Origin of the sequence: Tritonibacter aquimaris (genome assembly GCF_009617595.1) — a bacterium.
Classification (GTDB): Bacteria; Pseudomonadota; Alphaproteobacteria; order Rhodobacterales; family Rhodobacteraceae; genus Epibacterium; species Epibacterium aquimaris.
The window spans coordinates 221,663-241,904 of sequence record NZ_WIXK01000004.1 but is presented as its reverse complement, the minus strand read 5'-3'; the positions used below and the strand labels follow the sequence as shown (position 1 = coordinate 241,904).

Here is a 20,242-nt window from a genome sequence, read left to right as displayed (position 1 = left end):
AAGGGCTGGACCACCACCAAGCGCCCGCCCTTAGATCATGCAAAACCCCAATTTGCCCCAACAGCTTGATAAAGCCGTTGGGACATTTAGCTGTTTGTTATTGGGCCTGGTGTTGCCCTGGCCCAAACAACGCAGTTTTAGGATCGTGGATCAGCGCGCCAAGCTGAAAGGCTTTGCCACCAGAAAAAACCAGCAACAGGCCGGACGCTGCCAGAAACGCAAATTCGCGTTTAATCGCATTTAGGTTGTCCCACAGCGGTTTGGCGCTATCCAGTTTTCCACCGCAATAGAACAGCAAAACCGCAAGCGCGGCTATCGCCGCCAGGCGCACACCGTGACCGGACAGCAAAATGACCGCGATTGCGATGGAAACAAGCGGGACCGCAATCCAGGATTTAACGTGGTCCAAACCATAAAACGCGCCGCCAACAAGAAAGGTTACAGCAACCGACAAGCGGATCAAAAGCCCGATATTGGCCCAGCCGACCATGCCCATTGGTTCCCCGCGCCCCAAAAGCTTGGCATCCAGACTAACAGCACCCGAGCCCACAGCGGCCAAAGCAAAACAGAACCCCGAAAGAGCAATATCGCGGATCTGAACAATCAGCGCTGGTGTGAGAAAGGTTGCATCCGTTGGCGCAAGACCTGGCGTGGTGACAACCGGAAGCGCGGCCACAAAGGACCACATCAGCAAGCCAAAGATAATGGCAAGCGGCCGCACCAAAAGGCCAAGGATCAGGGCGATCCCGGCCGCCAGTTCAAATGCTGAAAGTGCGGTCATGAACATCCAGGGCGTCAGCAGATCCCCCGAAAAAAGATAGGTCTGAAAGAACTCGTTGATATAGCCGTTTGGCGCCATATAGCGGCTGACCAATGCGTCGGCGCGGGTTGGGTCGATTGCACGTGACAGCTTCCACCAGCCGCCGACCAAAAATACCGCCCCGATGCCAAGCCGCAAAATAAGCGCGATAAAGGTAAGGTTTTGCGCTGACAGACGGTCAGCACCCGAAGAGATCGCTGCAGTCCACAGCTGATGTGCGCCCGAGTTGGGCAATGTTGATTGTGTCATTGGGACACTCCGATTTGACAGGAATAAAAGATCAGCAGCGCGAGCGCTGCCAGGTTTATTCGACCGTCATTTCGGAGGCTCGGGATCAACCCCCACAGACCGCCCCCAAAGCGGCAAAACGTTATGGGGCACCACGGCGCGCGGTTGACCAAAAACAACGAAAGTGCAGCTGGCGTGTATCAATGTGCCATAGTTGCCAGTGCACGAAATACCATCCGTCGAACACCGCTCCCCGCAAGGCGATGCGTCACCGGGCTCAATACTTTGCTCACCGCTTGAAACCTCTTGGGAAACACCCTCCAGCAACGGCACTTCCGACACTTGTAAAGCCCCAACAACAAGCAAGAAAAACGTTGCCAGCCACAGAAATGACGTTCGAAGGAAAGCAGCCTGAGGTGCGAGCATAACGCTTTTCCGAGTGCGGGTTTTTGATAGGTCAGTCGTTAGATTGGATGCCCTGGAAGTTCAAATCACACATCCGTGGGAACACAGCGGATCGCAGCCCGTCGCGCTAAATTCGAGCACCCGCCAGAGACCGGTTGGACGCGCCTCAAAACGATGCTGTCCAACAACGCGCACAATTGGTTACCAAGATCGCGCCAGCCGAGAAAGCCCAGGCGGCTACCGGTACATTCATTGCCACAGTTGCCCAGCTGGCGAGAAAGTATTCCCTGCCCCAAAAAACGAAACAGCTCCACCACAGGGCCATCAGTGGATACTTTCAACGCAGCACCACATGCACGTCCGCCGGGGGCAATCTATGTGTTTGTGCGGTCCAGAAAGTCGAAATCACCCAAACTCAGCGAAAGCCTGTTTTGAGCCCAAAGCTGTCATTCGTGAACATCGCGGCCAGTGGCTAGACTGTGCCCAACGCCGATGATGCGCAATGCATGAATGTCCGTTTACACGCTCTCAGGCGATAGACCGAACCGAAACGTAGTTGGTGATCGAATAGACTGCAGAAACAGGTGTGGTCAGTCTGAGAACTTATAGACAAGTTTCACGCGATCTCCGCAGAAGAAAGCCTCATTTGGATTTCCGATGCCAAAGCTCAAGTCTTCTTCACCTGCGTTTAGAAAGCATATCTGCAAATTTTGGGAGCCCAGCCATTCGGCGCAAATTTCTAGACCCGAACGGTCGCTGTGAAATATGCTGCCTCCGCCTTCACTCCACATAACCATCGCCGACGTGTGAATAAACCTCCCATCCATGTAGATCTCTTGGATAGTTAGAGCCTTGCGATTGTCTGGGGCAATCAAGTCAACTAGAATAGCCTCTTGGAACTCAGGAACTATATGAACACGTCTCTTCTTAGAACGCCTTGGTTTTTTGATCTTGCGTAAAAATGAGTTCAACGCTCGACGACGTCTCTTTAACAACGTCTCATCGCCGCCTCTTCCAGACCAGTTTCTTAGGCTTTCGCCTGTCGAGATGAATCTCTCGACCTCCTCAATAGTCCCGACGTCTTTATACTGTGTTTCCCACTGGGCAAAAGCGAGAGCAAGATAAGCTTCATATTGGTCATCATCGTCAGAAAAACACCCCGACATTTCTTCTAGCACTCGCTCACTTGCCTCTTCAGGAGAGGCTCCTTGATTGTAAGTATCGAAAAAGAAATCGTAGACGTCGCGGAAAACGTCATCCTCTCCAACTTTGTAGCCCCAAGTTCCCATATTTTCTTGTTCCCTCTTGGCTACAGCTAGACATTGAAATTGCCATTGAGACCGCACATTAGTCTCAATGAAAGTACATGCAACTGTCCACGAAGCAGCAAAGCCGACCTCGCCGAGATGTAGCCAACGGCAGCTTCGTCCGCAATGCGGCCCAACCGGCAACTGCGCCACTCCCCAAGCGCGCCACCACCTGACCCACAAGACATCCCCCACCCCCTCTTATCCACAGCGCCCGCAGCCCCCCTTTCGCCTGCGCGCATCTGCTGCCATAATGGAGCGCAAACAACATCAAATCACATCCAGTTGAGAGCAGCCCCAACACATGGCAGACGATCTTCTTTCCACGCCCCAGGCCGAGACCTATGACGCATCCTCCATCGAAGTCCTCGAAGGACTGGAGCCCGTGCGCCAGCGCCCCGGCATGTATATCGGCGGCACCGATGAACGGGCGCTGCACCATATGGTGGCGGAGATCCTCGACAACTCCATGGACGAAGCGGTTGCAGGCCATGCCAATCGGATCGAGGTAGAGCTGCATGCCGACTACTCGCTCACCGTGCGCGACAATGGCCGCGGTATCCCCATTGATCCGCACCCCAAATTCCCGGATAAATCCGCGCTTGAGGTGATCCTCTGTACGCTGCACGCCGGTGGTAAATTCTCTGGCAAGGCCTATCAAACCTCAGGCGGCCTGCATGGGGTTGGCTCGTCAGTCGTGAACGCGCTTTCCGACAGTCTGGTGGTGCAAGTCGCGAAAAACAAAGAACTGTTTGAACAGAAATTTTCCCGCGGCCTGCCCCTGGGCGGCGTTGAAAAGATCGGATCCGCCCCCAATCGGCGCGGCACCACCGTGACCTTCCACGCCGATGAGATGATCTTTGGCTCGCATCGGTTCAAACCCAAACGCCTGTTCACCCTGGTGCGCTCCAAGGCCTATCTGTTTTCCGGCGTTGAAATCCGCTGGAAAAGCCACATCGACGACGGCGAAACCCCAACCGAAGCCACCTTCCACTTCCCCGGCGGCCTGCGCGATTATCTGAACGAAGTGCTGGGCAAAACCACCACCTATTCCGACGCGCCCTTTGGCGGCAAGGTAGAGTTTGGCGAGAAATTCGGCGAACCCGGCTATGTGGAATGGGCGATCAACTGGACCCCTTCGCGCGACGGTTTCACCCAAAGCTACTGTAACACCGTCCCCACCCCCGAAGGCGGCACCCATGTCACCGGCTTCTGGGCCGCGATCTTAAAAGGCATCAAAGCCTACGGCGAATTGGTCCATAACAAAAAAGCCGCGCAAATCACCCGCGATGATCTGATGGCGGGTGGCTGCGCGCTGGTCTCCTGCTTCATCGCGGATCCCGCATTTGTGGGCCAGACCAAAGACCGGCTCAGCACAGAATCCGCCGCCAAAATGGTCGAACAATCCGTGCGCGACCATTTTGACAACTGGCTGGCCGCCGATACCAAATCCGCCGGGGCCATTCTCGATTTCCTCATCCTGCGCGCCGAAGAACGCCTGCGCCGCCGTCAGGAAAAAGAGACCCAGCGCAAATCCGCCACCAAGAAACTGCGCCTGCCCGGCAAACTCACCGATTGTACCGCCAAAAACCGCTCCAACACCGAACTCTTTATTGTTGAGGGTGACTCTGCGGGTGGCTCCGGCAAAGGCGCGCGCAACCGTGAAACCCAGGCGCTGCTGCCGCTCAAGGGTAAGATCCTCAACGTGCTGGGCGCGGCCTCATCGAAACTGGGCTCCAACGCCGAAATCCGCGACCTCTGCGAAGCGCTCGGTGTGGGTTTGGGCACCAAATTCAACCTCGATGATCTGCGCTATGACAAGATCATCATCATGACCGATGCGGATGTGGACGGGGCGCATATCGCCTCGCTGTTGATGACGTTTTTCTTCACCCAGATGCGGCCGTTGATTGATGCGGGCCATCTGTATCTGGCCTGCCCGCCGCTGTTCCGCCTGACCCAGGGCGCGCGCCGGGTCTATTGTCTGGACGAGGCAGAGCGCGACATGTGGCTGGAAAAAGGTCTTGGCGGCAAAGGCAAAATCGAGGTCTCCCGCTTCAAGGGTCTTGGTGAAATGGACGCCAAGGATCTGAAAGAAACCACAATGGATCCCAACACCCGCAAATTGATCCGGGTCACCATTGATGAGGACGAACCGGGCGAGACCGGCGATCTGGTGGAACGTCTGATGGGCAAAAAACCCGAGCTGCGCTTCCAGTATATTCAGGAAAACGCGAAGTTCGTGGAGGAGTTGGATGTTTGAGGGTCAGTGAAGAAACTGCCATAGCTCAAAAGATCTTTGTTCGTGCTGCCGATGACGACTATCTCGCAGCACGGGCGATGCTAGAACTTGGTCTATTCCGTCACTTTGCTTGGAATGCCTGCCAAACAATAGAAAAATACAGCAAGTGTTCTTTACTTATAAATTCCAATGCTAAAATTTCATTCACTCACGATGTAAAAGATCTGGTATCACGCCTTAGAGAACATACGCATGATCTAATTCCGGAATCATTCAACATCCCTGAGGAAATCATTTCAGAGAGATTTCGTGAAGTTCATCTCGTATCGCAAGACGGGCCAAACGAAACCGTCGAAAACTACCTACAAAGACTGAATATACACGGTTCAACAGATACTCGATACCGGCAGGTGCCTCTCCGTTTCCTTCCACTCGATCTGGTGAAGTTTGATATTTTGTCATTCATGCTCCGAAGAGTATGTATTCCGTTAAATGCTACAAACAGCAATGGCACAACATACTTAGAAGTATTACGGCGAGATCGTAATTTTGATGCCTCTACCGAATTTGCGTTTCTCCGGCAAAAGAAGAGTCTCTATGATGCAAAAAGGTCCGAAATTTTATCCAAAAACAACTTCAAATTAAACTCCGATAATTTCAATTTTTCGCAATTACCCGCTTCCATGGACCGTTCTGAAATCGCATCTGCTGCAATGGCAACCTCTGACTTCACTAGCCTTCGCTCTTTTTTAGAAAGTCGATTTAAAACAAGCGAAAGAATCTTAAAAGGTTTTGACGAGGCCCTTAAGGAACATGATCGGTAAATAGCCTCACACAGCCAACACCGCTCTAAGTACGGAAATTTCACTTTATCTGATAGATAAATTTAGACCGCAATGACCGTGCCTTCCCATGGGCGAAGCCCAAGGCGCTCCCCCCCCCAACACAAGGCCCGCACCTGACCTTGGGGAGGCGTGAAGCGCCTTCATCATGCTGAAAGCATGCCTGCGGCATGACGGGAAGGTCAGGCGCGGGCCGTGCTGCTACGCACCACGTCCCAAAGGCGCACACCTGCAAACCTCTCACCTTGATGCAAAAGGGGTCCGCAAGCGCCAAAACTGCGCGACCAGCCCCCACAACGCAACACCCCTGTGGCGCGCGCCCTGCCCCTTCACCTTTTTATAAATACTCAAAAACCAAACACTTACAACAGGTGCCAGCGCGCGCGGCCCCTGCCCGTTGCGCCCCCAGCGCGCGCCCCGCTTAGGCCCTGTTAACAGCTGCGCGCGACACTCATCCCGTTCGGACACAACCGGCCCCACGCGGGCCAGATAAACCACGGGGTGCATGCGCGCTTCTCAGACCACCGATGCGGAGGGATGGCATCCTCCAAGGTGCAGAAAGACGTGTGTGGCATTGCGCAATTGCGGGACCCTCCCGCCCCGGCCCATTGGCGGCCGCCACCTTTATCTGCCTCACCTACAGGCATTCAACAGCACAAAGGCACACAGCAAGTGTGGATCACGCGGCAGTAGCCGCGCCAAACCCGTTGGAAATACGGATCACATCCGCGCGCGCCATGCCCGGCCTAAGCGTCATATCCAGCCCAATCAGCCGCGCAGGCACCGTCGTCGCCATCCGCAACACCCGCTCTGGCAAGACACCCACATCCGCCACCAACACCTGCAGCGCGCGGGTCAGATCCAGATCCGCCCCCGCCAATGTGCCATCTTCCAGCGTCAGTCGGCCGTTTTGGCGCAGGATCTGGCGGCCTTCCAACGCAAACCCCGCATCCTCGGTGCCCGCAACCGCCATCGCATCACTGACAAGGAAAATCTCAGCCGGGCCGGTTTTTGCCCGAAGCGCCGCCGCCATCACCTGCGGATGCACATGAATGCCATCGGCAATCAACCCCGCCGAGATCTGCCCCGACGCCAGCACCGCGCCCACAACTCCCGGCGCGCGATTGCCCATCTGGCTCATGGCGTTAAACAGATGCGTGGCGCAACCAACCCCGGCCTCAACATAGGAAAGCGCCGTGTCAAAATCCGCATCCGTGTGCCCCAGCGACAGCACCACGCCTGCCTCTGCGAGCAGCTTAACCTGTTCAATTGTCACGCTTTCTGGCGCAAATGTCAGCATAAGCGCAGGCAGATCAGCTGCCGCCTGCAGCAGCATTTCCAGATCGCGATCCTCCATCACCCGGATCAGATCCGCATCATGGGCCCCTTTGCGCGCAACCGCCAGATGCGGCCCTTCCAGATGCAGCCCCGCGATACCAGGCACCCCCTGGGCCGCAACGCTAGCATCAATCGCCCGGCGGGTTTTGTCATATGTGTCGGTGATCAGGGTTGGCAGAATGCGACGACAGCCCAACCCAAGGTGGGCTTTGGCCATACGTTTGAGCGTCGCAACAGAAGGATCATCATTGAGCATAAGCCCGTCGCCGCCGTTAAGCTGCAGATCCACATAGCCCGGCGATAGAATATCGTCATTAAGGTCAATGACTTGACCGGAAAGATCGATCTCACCTTTGGGGCCAAGCGCCTGCAAGATGCCACCCTCAAACTGCGCCGCCCAGCCGCTGTGGAGGGATGTGCCGTCAAAGATCAAACCACCGCAATAGGTAACACTGTCTTGGCTCATAGGGTTTGTGTCACTTTCTTCAGATGGCGCGGGGTATCGGGGTTGATGCCGCGCCGGGCCGCCACGGTTTCAACCATGCCATAAAACGACACGATGGAGGCAATGGGATCGGTGATCCAGTGGTTTGTGCGCACATGCTCCAGCGGTTTTGCTTTTTTGACCCGATCAGAGGTGGCAAAGACCACCGCGCCCTTATCGGCGATTGTATCTGCAACCTCGGCCAGACTGTCTTCAGCCGCGTCAGCAGCGGCAAAACCAATCACCGGAAAGCCTGCTTCTACGATGGACACCGGGCCGTGCAGCACTTCGGCAGAGGAATAGCTTTCGGCGTGGATCTGGCAGGTCTCTTTAAACTTGAGCGCGGCTTCATTTGAAATCGCCCAGCTTGGCCCGCGCCCCAACGTGAAAAGCGAGCTGCCATCTACTGCCTCAACGGCGGCGGACCAATCACAGCCGGTGGCGCGATTTAGCTGTTCAGGCAACGCGCGGATGGCGGCTAGCAGATCAGCATCGCCTTTGACTTCAGCCAACAGCCACAGACCTGCAACAAGTGAGGTGACAAATGTTTTGGTGGCCGCGACGCTCAGCTCGGGGCCCGCGTGGATTGGCAAGGTGGCGCTGCTGGCCTTTGCAAGCGGCGAGGATGCGTCATTGGTAATCGCCACCGTATAGGCGCCAGATTCAGCGAATGAGCGGCTGAGGCTGACAATATCGGGGCTTTGGCCCGACTGCGAAACCGAGATGCACAGCGCGCCTTTTGCTGACATATCAACGCCGTAGATCGATTTCACCGAAGGCCCAACCGAGGCCATAGGCAGGCCCAGCAGCAGCTCGCTTGCGTATTTCAGATAGGTGGCCGCATGATCGGACGAGCCGCGCGCAACCGAGAGCAAAAACCGTGGATCCTGCTGGCGAATTTCAGCGGCGGCGGCGGAAACGCCCTCTTGTCCGGCGCTGAGCAGCCGTTCTACCGCGGCAGGAATTTCATTGATTTCACGTCGCATACGCGTGGAGGTGTAACGGGTCATAGCAGCAGCCCTTTTGTATAAAAATCAGTTAGATAGGCGCAGTTCAGCAACAAAGTCATAGGCGTCACCACGATAGATCGAGCGGGTCAGTTCAGCCACGCGCCCGCTGTCGAGATAAGAGATACGCTGGATGCGCAGCCCTGCGGTGCCCTCGGCGACGCCGAGCAGTGCGGCGTCTTTGGGCTCAAGGTTGATTGCGGAGATTTTTTGCAGCGCCCGCACCGGTCGATGTCCGCTTTCGGCCAGCACCTTATAAAGCGAGGTGGTGACCTGAATGGGATTGGGCAACAGATCCATGGGCAGCGCTGCACATTCCAACGCCATCGGCTGACCGCCGGCTTCGCGCAGCCGGTAGATGCGCGCAACTGAATCATCCGCGCCAAGACCCAGCACTTCGACCTCTTCTGGGGCGGGCATGAACACACCGCGCTCCAACCATTTCGAGGTGGTTTCAAGGCCGCGCCGCTGCATGTCTTCGGTAAAGGATGTGAGATGCGACAGCGACTGCTCCACCCGCGCAACCGGCGCACGCACAAAGGAGCCAGAGCCTTGACGTTGTTCAACAATTCCCGATTTCACCAGCTCCTGAATGGCCTTGCGCACAGTAACGCGCGACAGGTCGGTGAGTTCGGCGATTTCACGTTCGGGCGGCAAAGAGCTGTCGGGCGGCAGGATGCCACATTCGATGGCCTCTTCCAGACGGCGGCGCAGTTGCACATAGCGGGGACCGGAGCGCTGGCCAAGCCAGTCTGCAGGGTCGAGAAAATCAGCAACGCTCATGGGTGCACCTCTCCATTGGCAAGTTCGTGGTAGAAATCTTGTGCCAAGCTCAGCGCGCCCGAGAGCGGCTCACCGGCGGGATCACGGATCATAAGTTTCATGTTTTCAGGCAGATACGGCGCATAGAACCGGGAAATTCCGCCGGTCAGACATAGGGTCATATCGCTGCGCCAACCCAGGTCTGGCAGGGTCTGTGCCAGCACATCCGCGGCCTCCTGCAGGATCTGGCACGCAAGCGCATCGTCTTGTGCGGCGTGCTGGGTGACGGCCGGGGCGATATGGCCGAACTCCACCTGTTTTGCAGTTGCAGCAAAGGCCACAATCCCCGCCGCGCCGCCGTAGGTTTCAAGGCAATGGCGCGCAAGCCCCGTTTCCGGGGCAAGCCCATCGACGCTGGCCAAGGTCACTGTCAGGGCGCGGCGCCCCACCCATTGCGCCGAAGCCTCATCCCCCAGAACCGGGCCCCAGCCGCCAGAAAAACGTGATAGCCCTTTGATTTGCGTGGCAAAAAACGACCCCGTCCCGCAATGGGCAATCGCCCCATCCTGCCGCCCGAGCGCCCCCCGTAGGGCAGCGCGGCGGTCATCTTCGACGCGGGCGAATTTAAACGGCAACGCGGCGCGCACCCGGTCTGCCATCGCGGGACCGGCCACACCTGCGAGCCCCAGATAGGCAGGCACCGCGCTGAGATCTGCAAGCCCGGCCTGTTCAGACACCTGCGTGAGACCCAGCGAAATCTGCTGCAACGCCGCATCAAAGTCGCTGGTGACATTGGCAGAGCCCACTTCGGCGGTGATGTCGCGCCCCTGATGGCGCAGCGCCACCCGGCAGCGGGTGCCGCCGCCGTCGATGGCAATGAATTGAGCTGTGGTGCTGTGGCGTGGATCAACTGTCATGTAGATACCTTTATAATACCTTTAATGGTTTTGAAACCCTGAAATAGAACCAAATCCAAAATTTACGGGCTTTCAGAAAGGAATTACCCACCAATTCAGAAAGTCGTGGACAAATGGTATCTAAAAGGTATTCTAATCACCACCAGGGGGAGATTCGCATGCCAAAACGCATCACAGAACAATTGCATGCTGCTGCACGGGGGCTGGAACAGCGTCCGTTGGCGGAGATTGCGCAGATTCTGGCGGAAGCGCAGCATGCGGCAGCCGCCGCCCCTGCCCCGGCCCATGATGTTATTGCGCGCGGCGGATCGGCGATGGCGCAGAGCATCGCGGCGGGGGCGCGTCTGCATTATGTGGCGGCGGGGTCATCCGGGTTGATGGCAGCTGCCGATGCGATGGAGCTGGGCGGCACGTTTTCGATCCCACCTCACCAGATCCGCATTCACATGGCCGGCGGCCTGCCCACAAGCGCCGAAATGCCCGGCGGCACCGAAGATGACACCGGGCAGATCAAACGCGACCTTGCGGATCTGAGCGCGGCGGACACGGTGATTGCAGTTTCCGCCAGTGGCAGCACCCCGTTTACGATTGAAGCAGCTGAAATTGCGCGAAAAATTGGCGCAACCATCATCGGAATTGCCAATACTGCCAGCTCTGCGCTGTTGCAGATGAGCGATCACGCCATCGCGCTGGAGACCCCGCCGGAGGTTTTATCCGGCTCCACCCGGATGGGGGCTGGCACCGCGCAAAAGATTGCGCTGAATATGCTGTCGACCCTGATGGCGGTAGAGCTGGGCCATGTGCATGACGGCATGATGGTCAACCTTACCGCTGACAATATCAAACTGCTTGCCCGCGCCCAAAACATTGTGGCGGATGTGGCAGCGGTGGATGCAGACCGGGCCAAACAGGCGCTGGATGCCGCCCAGGGCCAGGTCAAACCCGCCATTCTCATTGCCGCAGGTGCAAAAAATATCACCGCGGCCAATACCCTGCTGGAAGAAAGCAAAGGGCATCTGCGCCCGGCGCTGGACCGCCTGCGGGATCTTTAACCATCAGTTCACAGGGATGTAAAAATGAAACGCAAATTGATGATGCTGGCCAGCTCTGCGCTGGTTGCGACCTCCGCCTATGCGGAAGATGTGACATTGACAATCGAAAGCTGGCGCAATGACGACCTGACGTTGTGGCAAGAGAAGATCATTCCGGCGTTTGAAGCCGAACATCCGGGTATTAAGGTGAAATTCACCCCGTCCTCGCCGCCGGAATATAATGCGGTGCTGAATTCCAAACTGGATGCGGGATCGGCCGGGGATCTGATCACCTGCCGCCCGTTTGATGCGTCACTTGCGCTGTATGAGGCTGGGCATCTGGCGTCATTGAATGATCTTGACGCGATGTCGAGCTTTTCCGATGTGGCGAAATCCGCCTGGCAGACCGATGATGGTGCCACCAGTTTCTGCGTGCCGATGGCATCTGTAATCCACGGTTTCATCTACAATAAAGACGCGTTCGAAGAGCTGGGGATTGCGGTTCCAACCACCGAAGATGAGTTCTTTGCCGCGCTGGATAAGATCAACGAGGACGGCAGCTATATCCCAATGGCGATGGGCACCAATGACCAGTGGGAAGCCGCCACAATGGGTTATAACAACATTGGTCCGAACTACTGGAAAGGTGAAGAAGGCCGTCTGGCGCTGATCAATGGCGAACAAAAGCTGACCGATGCGCAATGGGTTGCGCCTTATGAGACGTTGGCGAAATGGGCCCCCTATCTGGGTGCGGGCTATGAGGCGCAGACCTATCCGGACAGCCAGAACCTGTTCACCCTGGGGCGCGCTGCGATTTATCCGGCGGGGTCGTGGGAAATCAGTGGTTTCAACGCTTTGGCTGAATTTGAGATGGGCGCGTTCAAGCCGCCGGTGCAGGCCGCAGGTGACACCTGCTATATCTCGGATCACACCGATATTGGCATTGGCATGAACGCCAAGACAGCACATCCCGAGGCGGCAAAGACCTTCCTTGGCTGGGTGGCAAGCGCAGAGTTTGCATCGATCTTTGGCAATGCGCTGCCGGGGTTTTTCCCGTTGTCAAACGCCCCTGTTGAGCTGGAAGATCCGCTGGCGCGGGAGTTTGTGGGCTGGCGCAATGAGTGTGAAAGCACCATCCGTTCCACCTATCAGATCCTGTCGCGGGGTACGCCGAACCTTGAAAACGACACCTGGGGTGCGTCTGTTGCTGCCATCAAAGGCACCGAAAGCCCCGAAGCCGTAAGCCAGAAGCTGCAAGATGGTCTTGCCAGCTGGTATGCGCCGCAGAAGTAACGATCTGCCAGAATGAGCCGGAGAATACCCATGCAAAAGCCCCGCATCCGCTGGCACATCCTTGTGTTTCTTGCCCCTGCGGCCTTGATTTACACAGCTGTGATGATCTTTCCACTGGTCAATACGTTGCGCCTGTCGCTGTTCAGCGAGGTTGATCAGACCCGCGTCTATGTTGGGCTGCAGAATTTCAAAACCCTGTTCGGAGATCCGATCTGGTCAGAGCAATTCTGGAATGCACTGGGAAATAATTTCTGGTTTTTCCTGATCCATATGTTGGTTCAGAACCCGATTGGTATTGCGCTGGCAGCCCTGCTTAGCCATCCCCGGCTGCGGTTTGCCGCGCTGTACCGATCGGCGATTTTTATCCCCACAATCCTGAGCTTTGTGATTGTGGGCTTTGCCTGGAAGCTGATCCTGTCACCGATCTGGGGCATTGCGCCATCGATGCTGGATGCGGTGGGTCTGAAATCGCTGTTTGCGCCGTGGCTGGGCAAAGAAGAATATGCGCTGACCACGCTGGCGCTGATTTCGGTCTGGCAGTTTGTCGGCATTCCGATGATGCTGATCTATGCCGCGCTTTTGTCGGTGCCCGAAGAGGTGCTGGAGGCGGGCGAAATCGATGGCATCACCGGCATGTCGGCCTTTTGGAAGATCAAACTGCCGCTGATCCTGCCGTCGATCGGGATTATATCAATCCTGACATTTGTGGGCAATTTCAACGCGTTTGATCTGATTTATGCAGCACAGGGCGCGCTGGCGGGGCCGGATTTTTCAACCGATATCTTAGGCACCTTCATGTATCGCACCTTCTTTGGCTTTCAGCTGCAGCTTGGCGATCCGCATATGGGGTCTGCTATTGCCGGTGCGATGTTTGCCATCATCTTGGTGGGCGTCTGCCTTTACCTCTTTGGCGTGCAATCCCGCATGCGTCGCTACCAGCTGTAAGGAGCCAGGACCGTGAATAAAGCACGTACCAACCCGTTTAATACCGCTGCGATGCATGGAGGGCTGATCCTCTATACGCTGATTGCGCTGTTTCCGGTTTTTGTGATCCTGATCAACAGTTTCAAAACCCGCAAATCGATCTTTCGCGAACCTCTGGCGCTGCCGGATGCGGAGAGTTTTTCGATGGTGGGCTATCAGACGGTGATGAAACAGGGGGATTTCTTTCTCTACTTTCAGAACTCCTTCATTGTCACCGTGGCCTCGTTGTTTTTTGTGCTGCTGTTTGGCGCTATGGCCGCCTTCGCGCTGAGCGAATACCGCTTTAAGGGCAATACCATTCTGGGGCTTTATATGGCGCTGGGGATCATGATCCCGATCCGTATCGGCACGGTTGCCATCCTTGATATGATGGTGGCGAGCGGGCTGGTGAACACGCTTTGGGCGCTGATCCTTGTCTATACCGCGCAGGGCCTGCCGCTCGCCGTGTTCATCCTGACCGAGTTCATGCGTCAGGTGTCGGATGATCTGAAAAACGCGGGCCGTATTGATGGGCTGTCGGAATACACCATCTTTTTCAAACTGGTGTTGCCACTGGTGCGCCCGGCAATGGCCACGGTTGCGGTGTTCAATATGATCCCGATCTGGAACGATCTGTGGTTCCCGCTGATCCTGGCCCCGGCCGAAGAGACCAAGACGCTGACGCTGGGCAGCCAGGTGTTCATCGGCCAGTTTGTCACCGATTGGAACGCGGTTCTGTCGGCGCTGTCGATGGCGATCCTGCCGGTGCTGGTTCTGTATGTGATTTTCTCACGCCAGCTCATTCGGGGCCTGACCTCAGGCGCCGTGAAATAAGCCACCCCCCTTCGCGGCCACGCGCGTGGCCGCATCCCAATGATGTGCTTTTGCTGCAGGCCCCATGAATGGCTGGCCGCACAGGAGCAGCCGCAAAGGAGATACCCAAATGACCGCCCTGCGTCTGACCAATGTGAACAAGTCTTTTGGCAAGGTTCATGTGCTGAAAGATATCAATATCGAAGTGGAAGACGGCGAGTTTGTTGTCTTTGTTGGCCCATCGGGCTGTGGCAAATCCACCCTTTTGCGGGTGATTGCCGGGCTGGAGGATGCCACATCTGGCGACATCACCATTGGCGATGAAAATGTGAACCTGGCGCCCCCGTCCAAACGTGGCATTGCCATGGTGTTTCAAAGCTATGCGCTTTATCCGCATCTCAATGTGCGCAAGAATATGTCGCTGGCGCTGAAGCAGGAAAAGCAGAGCAAAGCAGTGATCGAAGAGCGTGTGGCGGAAGCCAGCCGCATGCTGAACCTCGAAAATTATCTGGACCGCTACCCATCGGAACTGTCGGGCGGGCAGCGTCAGCGGGTGGCGATTGGCCGGGCGATTGTGCGTCATCCGAAGCTGTTTTTGTTTGACGAGCCGCTGTCCAATCTGGATGCGGCGCTGCGGATGAACACCCGGATTGAGATTGCCAATCTGCATGCGCAGCTGGCGGCCTCGATGATCTATGTGACCCATGATCAGACCGAGGCGATGACGCTGGCCGACAAGATCGTGGTGCTGCGCGATGGCCGGGTGGAACAGGTGGGCAGCCCGATGGAGCTGTATAACAACCCGGCCAATCAGTTTGTGGCAGGGTTTCTTGGATCGCCCTCGATGAATTTCCTGCCCGCGCCGCTGCTGTCGGGCAGCCAGGATATGACCGTGGGCATCCGCCCCGAAGATCTGGTACTGGATCCCAATGGGCCGCTGGCGGTGGATGTGCACCATGTTGAACAGCTGGGCGGTGACACCAATGTGGTGGGCCATGTGGGCGCAGAAGACCTGACGCTGCGCCTGTTTGGCCAACATGCGGTGGCGTCCGGTGACCAGCTGAGACTGTCCGCCCCGGCGGAGCGCATGTACTACTTTGACGCTGAAGGCGCGCGGCTGCGCTGACACGTAACGGAAGTCTTGCTGCTTTTGGGCGCTGGCCTTAGCCAGTTTCTGAGGGAGGATTTTTCATGCGAGACATTTCATGAGCCAATATGCAGCTGTTATGCTGCTGGCGGGGGTTGGCATTCCGATCCTTGCCGCATTGAACGCGGCGCTGGGACGCATTATCGGCTCCCCCACGGTGGCGGGGGCGGTGCTGTTTCTGGTGGCCTTTGCCGCAAGCGCGCTGGTGATGGTGCTGTTTTCCGGCACCGCCGCGCTGGCGAAACTATCCGCGGCACCCAAACATCTGTTTCTGGCCGGGGTGCTGATTGCGTTTTACGTGCTGACGATCACCCATATTGCGCCTCATTTTGGCGTGGGAAATGCGGTGTTTTTTGTGCTGCTGGGGCAGTTGATTTCTGCCGCGGCGATTGATCACTTTGGCCTGTTTGGCGCGCAGGTGTCACCGCTGAGTTTGGTGCGCGCCGCTGGCATCAGCGTGATGGCGCTGGGGGTCTGGATCACCCAGCTTGCGTAATCTTTGCGCTGCATCTGCAAGGGAAAGCGCGCGCGCCGGGGCAAAGCCCCGGCGCGCGCGGGTCCGCCCAAAGGGCGGAGGGCCTTACGGCCCGGGTCGCGACAAGGTTTTCAGGCGTCGACAAGCCTACCCTCTTCGAGGCGCAGCACCCGATCCATACGCGCTGCGAGCTCCATATTATGGGTGGCAATAAGCCCGGCCATGTCGCCTGCACGCACCAAAGTCATCAGCGCGTCAAACACCTGATCTGAGGTGGCCGGATCCAGATTGCCGGTGGGTTCATCCGCCAGCAAAAGCCGGGGCTGATTGGCCAGCGCGCGACAAAAGGCAACCCGCTGCTGTTCGCCGCCAGAAAGCGCTGCGGGTCGATGCGCGCCGCGATCTTGCAGCCCCACCAGCGCCAACAGTTCAGCGGCGCGCGCGCGAGCGCCCCGTTGGCTCATGCCATTGGCAAGCTGCGGCAGCACGATGTTTTCTTCGGCGCTGAATTCCGGCAGCAGATGGTGGAACTGATAGATGAACCCCACCTCCTGGCGGCGCAAAGTCGTGCGACGGCCATCGCCACGCCCAACCCGCGCGCCATTGATGGCAACGCTGCCATCATCGGCACTGTCCAACAGCCCCGCAATATGCAGAAGCGTTGATTTGCCCGAGCCCGAGGGCGCAACCAGCGCCACCAGCTCTCCGGCTTTTAGTTCAAGATCAACACCGCGCAACACGCTGACCGCATTGGGCGCGCCGGGGTTGTAGGTTTTGGTGATGCCAGACAGCGACAGAATGGTGTCATTACTCATAGCGCAGCGCCTCTACCGGGTTGAGCCGGGCCGCACGCCGGGCTGGGAAAATTGTCACCACAAAGGAAAGGCCAAGCGACAGCAGCACCGCTTTCATCACATCTGCCAGGTGCAGTTCCGCAGGCAGTGCATAGATACCGCGGATCGAAGGATCCCAGACGCCGCCACCCATCATGTAGTTCACAAAGGAAAAAATCGGATCGATATAAAGCGCAAAGAGACAGCCCAGAACCACGCCAAAACAGGTGCCAATCACCCCGGTAAAGGCACCGCAGATGAAAAACACTCTGAGCACCGCCCCTTCGCTGAGGCCAATTGTGCGCAGGATGCCAATGTCGCGGCCCTTGTTTTGCACCAGCATAATCAGGCCCGAAACGATGTTCATCGTCGCAATCAGCACCAGGATCGACAAGATCACAAACATCACATTGTCTTCGACTTCAAGCGCGCGCAAATACGCGCCCGAGGCGTCGCGCCAGGTCCAGACCCCGGCCAGACCACCAGCCACGCGCAACAGCGGCAGCGACAGCGCCTCAACCTGTTCAGGATCCGTGAGCATCACCTCGATCTCATCAGCAACGCCTTCGCGGTTAAAGTAACGTTGCGCCTCCGCAAAGGGCATGTAAACGCGGGTGCGGTCGATCTCATACTGACCGGCCGTGAAAATATAGACCACCTCATAGGCGTTGACGCGCGGTGAGGTGCCAAAGGCGGTTTTGACACCGTTGGGAGAGATGAGCTTGATGCGATCCCCGACGCTCACGCCAAGTTCACGCGCCACCCCGGATCCCAGCGCAATGCCAGCATCAAAACGGGAGAGATCACCCACCGCCTCTTCGCTTTGGGCGACGCCGGGGATGTCGCGGATGTCATCAAGCGAAATGCCAAAGACCTGCACGCCCGCATTGCGCTGCGCGCGTGAGGCCATCACCTGCCCTTTGATCAGCGGAGCCGCGCGAATGACACCCTCGACCGCGGCCAGATCGCGGGCCAGGGTCTCGTAGTTGTCAAAGCTGCGGTTGATGACACCGTTTTCGGTAATTTCCCCATGAGAATAAATGGTTACATGGGAGTTTGCACCAAGTATCGCCCCCACAAGTTCAGAGCGAAACCCAGAGCGCACCGCCAATGTGGCGATCAGAGCAAACACCGCCAAGGTGATGCCAATCAGCGAGATCCAGGTCATCACGCTGACGCCCCCTTCGCTGCGTCGGGCGCGCAGATATCGCCAGGCAATCATCCATTCATATCGCGAAAATGGCGGGGGTGAAGTGGCCATGACTGCTCCGTTTTTATGCGCGCGCGGTCTTACATCGGCGCTTTGGCGCACCCTATGGGCGGGCGTGTGAAGCGTCAAGCAACAGCCGGGATGGGCTGCATTTTACTGCCGATTGAGGAGCTTAGCCACAGCTTCTGCCCTGAGATCACGGGTTGCGCTTGCGCTCTCACAGGCAATTGATTGGCTCAAGGTTTACCAATCTGTTAAGGGGAAATTTATCTCATACCTCCGGAGCCCCAAATGCAACCAATTCTAATCATTGGCGTTTTTTCCGCCATCCTTGTGGCCAGTATCTGGGTTGCGCCACGACAGGTCACAATAGCAAGCTTTTTTGGCGGTGCGGGCGCGCGTGGGGATGCGCCGGGGCTGTGGGTGCTGGTGCTGAGCCAGGTGACCACCTGGATCTTTGCCCGCTCTCTGATGAATTCCGCGATTTTGGGCTATTACTATGGCGGACCTGGTGTGCTGGCCTATACCGCCTATTACGGCTCGTTTCTGACCGGCGGCTATATTGTGGCGCGGCTGCGCGCAGAGGGTGCGCATTCAGTGCAAAGCTGGCTGAACGCGCGTTTTGGCGCAATTGGCACCGGGGCGTATAATCTGGTGATTGCGCTGCGGCTATTGTCGGAGGTGTTTGCCAATCTGATTGTGGTTGGATTGATATTTGCAGCCATTCAACCAAATCTTGCAGCCTATCAGGATGGGGTTGTGCTGACGGTGGGCGCGCTGGCGCTGGTCTATTCGCTTTGGGGCGGTTTGAGCGCGGCTTTGCGCACCGATGTGTTGCAGATGGCGCTGTTTATTGTGGTGTTTGGCGCGGCCTTTCTGGCGTTGCTGTTGAGCCCCGGCTTTGATCCTGTGGCGGTGATCACGGCGCAGGGTGCCGCAGGTCCGCACAATGGCTGGATCCTGCTAATGGTCGCGTTTTTGCAGGTGTTTTCCTACCCGGTGCATGATCCGGTGATGATGGATCGCGGGTTTGTGGCGGACCCTGCCACCACGCGCCGCAGTTTCCTACATGCGTTCTGGATTTCGGCGCTGTGCATTCTGGCCTTTGGTGCCTTTGGCATTCAGGCCCATCTTGAGGGTGCGGCCTATGAGGGCCAGCTGATTGGCACCTGGGCGCAGATGTTGCCGGGCTGGGTGTTTGCGGCATTGATGGTGTCATTGCTGGTGTCGGCGCTGTCGACGCTGGATTCGGCGCTGTCGTCCTCCGCGCGGCTGGTGGTGGAAGAGCTGCGCCTTGCGCCGCGCAGCCTGATGGGCGGGCGCGCCGCCATGGTGGTGTTTGCGGTGCTTGGGGCGGCGCTGACGCTCTGGGGCAATCAGAGCCTGTTTGATGCGGTGGCGGTGTCTGGCACGGCGTCGATGTTTTTGACGCCGGTGCTGGTGGTGGGGCTGCTGCTGCGCCGTGAGATTGCGCTTTGGGCTTATGGTGTAAGCTTTGCCGCCGCCATGCTGGGGGCTGCGGGGTATTTCCTGCGCGCCGATGAGCGCGTTGCCGCGTTTTTGTATGAGGGCCACAAATATGAACAGCTGCTGCAGATCTGTATTATGGTGCTGATCGTGGGGTTTGTGGCCACATGGGTGGGATCTTCACAGCGGGTTGCACAGCACAGCGCCCCTGCTGCGTAAATCAACTGAATATCGCGCTGGGGAACATCAAACCTGAAACACTGAGAAGGCGCCCATCCACTGCGCGTTTTCTCGCAATCATGGAACCCTCTTCCAAATGCTCCCGCCCCCTGCCCCTGCGCTCTTAAGAGCACCGGTTCAGGCGTTGGGCGTGGCACCGGGCCAAAGGCCCGGTGCCACGCCCAACCGGCCAAGGGAATTTTAATTCCCGCAGGCTGGGCGGGAGGGGCTGGCCCAAGATCCAGAGACCGCTCTGGTGAGGATCGCTTTCTTCGCCTTTGAACTGATCGTCGCGTGACGCCGCAAGTTGGTGATGCCGTTTCCGAAGCCCCTCGGCGGGCCAGACGGGATGGCCGGTTTCAAATGCGCTTTCGGCGCGTGCCCCCTGCTCCAAACGCTGCGCATTGAGGTCTCGCGCACCGCTTCGGGGCGTTCATTT

At 57.4% G+C, this 20,242-nt stretch carries 17 protein-coding genes; 9 read left to right on the top strand and 8 right to left on the bottom strand.

Translation table 11 applies throughout. The features are described from left to right. Window positions 1–97: 97 nt before the first annotated feature. Window positions 98–1,069 (bottom strand): DoxX family protein, encoded by a 972-nt coding sequence (locus tag GG681_RS09450; RefSeq protein ID WP_153547463.1) that lies wholly within the window; start codon window positions 1,067–1,069, stop codon window positions 98–100. Between the two features lie 974 nt (window positions 1,070–2,043). Beyond that, entirely contained in the window at window positions 2,044–2,742 is a 699-nt protein-coding gene (locus tag GG681_RS09445; RefSeq protein WP_153547461.1) for a hypothetical protein, read from the bottom strand. A 322-nt stretch (window positions 2,743–3,064) separates the two neighbouring features. Between GG681_RS09445 and parE the strand changes: the two genes are divergently transcribed. Continuing rightward, complete coding sequence (parE, locus tag GG681_RS09440; protein WP_153547459.1) at window positions 3,065–5,023, top strand: DNA topoisomerase IV subunit B; 1,959 nt, start codon at window positions 3,065–3,067, stop codon at window positions 5,021–5,023. Then, the gene (locus GG681_RS09435; protein ID WP_153547457.1) at window positions 5,020–5,826 is read left to right on the top strand and encodes a HEPN domain-containing protein; all 807 of its coding nucleotides are present in this window, start codon (window positions 5,020–5,022) and stop codon (window positions 5,824–5,826) included. Before parE ends, GG681_RS09435 begins: the two co-directional genes overlap by 4 nt. Window positions 5,827–6,523: 697 nt before the next feature. Here GG681_RS09435 and nagA read toward each other — a convergent pair. Genes nagA through GG681_RS09415 form a run of 4 tightly spaced genes read right to left on the bottom strand, consistent with a single transcriptional unit; the run spans window position 6,524 to window position 10,352 of the window. Further along, window positions 6,524–7,648 (bottom strand): N-acetylglucosamine-6-phosphate deacetylase, encoded by a 1,125-nt coding sequence (nagA, locus tag GG681_RS09430; RefSeq protein WP_153547454.1) that lies wholly within the window; start codon window positions 7,646–7,648, stop codon window positions 6,524–6,526. Continuing rightward, the gene (locus GG681_RS09425) at window positions 7,645–8,676 is read right to left on the bottom strand and encodes an SIS domain-containing protein (RefSeq protein WP_153547452.1); all 1,032 of its coding nucleotides are present in this window, start codon (window positions 8,674–8,676) and stop codon (window positions 7,645–7,647) included. The genes nagA and GG681_RS09425 overlap by 4 nt, the downstream gene beginning before the upstream one ends. Window positions 8,677–8,700: 24 nt before the next feature. Further along, window positions 8,701–9,456, bottom strand: coding sequence for a GntR family transcriptional regulator (locus tag GG681_RS09420; RefSeq protein ID WP_153547451.1), 756 nt, complete (start codon window positions 9,454–9,456; stop codon window positions 8,701–8,703). Next, window positions 9,453–10,352, bottom strand: a complete 900-nt coding sequence (locus GG681_RS09415; protein WP_153547449.1) for a BadF/BadG/BcrA/BcrD ATPase family protein — start codon at window positions 10,350–10,352, stop codon at window positions 9,453–9,455. Before GG681_RS09415 ends, GG681_RS09420 begins: the two co-directional genes overlap by 4 nt. 158 nt (window positions 10,353–10,510) lie before the next feature. Between GG681_RS09415 and GG681_RS09410 the strand changes: the two genes are divergently transcribed. From GG681_RS09410 to GG681_RS09385, 6 genes are all read left to right on the top strand, one after another. Continuing rightward, window positions 10,511–11,404 (top strand): N-acetylmuramic acid 6-phosphate etherase, encoded by an 894-nt coding sequence (locus tag GG681_RS09410; protein ID WP_153547447.1) that lies wholly within the window; start codon window positions 10,511–10,513, stop codon window positions 11,402–11,404. 24 nt (window positions 11,405–11,428) lie between these two features. Then, complete coding sequence (locus GG681_RS09405; protein ID WP_153547445.1) at window positions 11,429–12,676, top strand: ABC transporter substrate-binding protein; 1,248 nt, start codon at window positions 11,429–11,431, stop codon at window positions 12,674–12,676. A gap of 30 nt (window positions 12,677–12,706) precedes the next feature. Further along, window positions 12,707–13,621 (top strand): carbohydrate ABC transporter permease, encoded by a 915-nt coding sequence (locus GG681_RS09400; RefSeq protein ID WP_153547443.1) that lies wholly within the window; start codon window positions 12,707–12,709, stop codon window positions 13,619–13,621. 51 nt (window positions 13,622–13,672) lie between these two features. Then, on the top strand, window positions 13,673–14,473 hold the full coding sequence (locus tag GG681_RS09395; RefSeq protein ID WP_153547784.1) for a carbohydrate ABC transporter permease: 801 nt from the start codon (window positions 13,673–13,675) through the stop codon (window positions 14,471–14,473). A gap of 109 nt (window positions 14,474–14,582) precedes the next feature. Next, on the top strand, window positions 14,583–15,578 hold the full coding sequence (locus GG681_RS09390; RefSeq protein ID WP_153547441.1) for an ABC transporter ATP-binding protein: 996 nt from the start codon (window positions 14,583–14,585) through the stop codon (window positions 15,576–15,578). Window positions 15,579–15,657: 79 nt separating this feature from the next. Next, window positions 15,658–16,095, top strand: coding sequence for a DMT family transporter (locus tag GG681_RS09385; RefSeq protein ID WP_153547439.1), 438 nt, complete (start codon window positions 15,658–15,660; stop codon window positions 16,093–16,095). 110 nt (window positions 16,096–16,205) lie between these two features. Here the strand turns inward: GG681_RS09385 and GG681_RS09380 are convergent, their stop codons facing one another. Next, complete coding sequence (locus tag GG681_RS09380) at window positions 16,206–16,889, bottom strand: ABC transporter ATP-binding protein (RefSeq protein ID WP_153547437.1); 684 nt, start codon at window positions 16,887–16,889, stop codon at window positions 16,206–16,208. Continuing rightward, window positions 16,882–18,168: a lipoprotein-releasing ABC transporter permease subunit gene (locus tag GG681_RS09375; protein WP_153547435.1), complete on the bottom strand. Its 1,287-nt coding sequence runs from the start codon at window positions 18,166–18,168 to the stop codon at window positions 16,882–16,884. Before GG681_RS09375 ends, GG681_RS09380 begins: the two co-directional genes overlap by 8 nt. 240 nt (window positions 18,169–18,408) lie before the next feature. Between GG681_RS09375 and GG681_RS09370 the strand changes: the two genes are divergently transcribed. Further along, the gene (locus tag GG681_RS09370) at window positions 18,409–19,803 is read left to right on the top strand and encodes an SLC5/6 family protein (RefSeq protein WP_153547433.1); all 1,395 of its coding nucleotides are present in this window, start codon (window positions 18,409–18,411) and stop codon (window positions 19,801–19,803) included. Window positions 19,804–20,242: the final 439 nt, after the last annotated feature.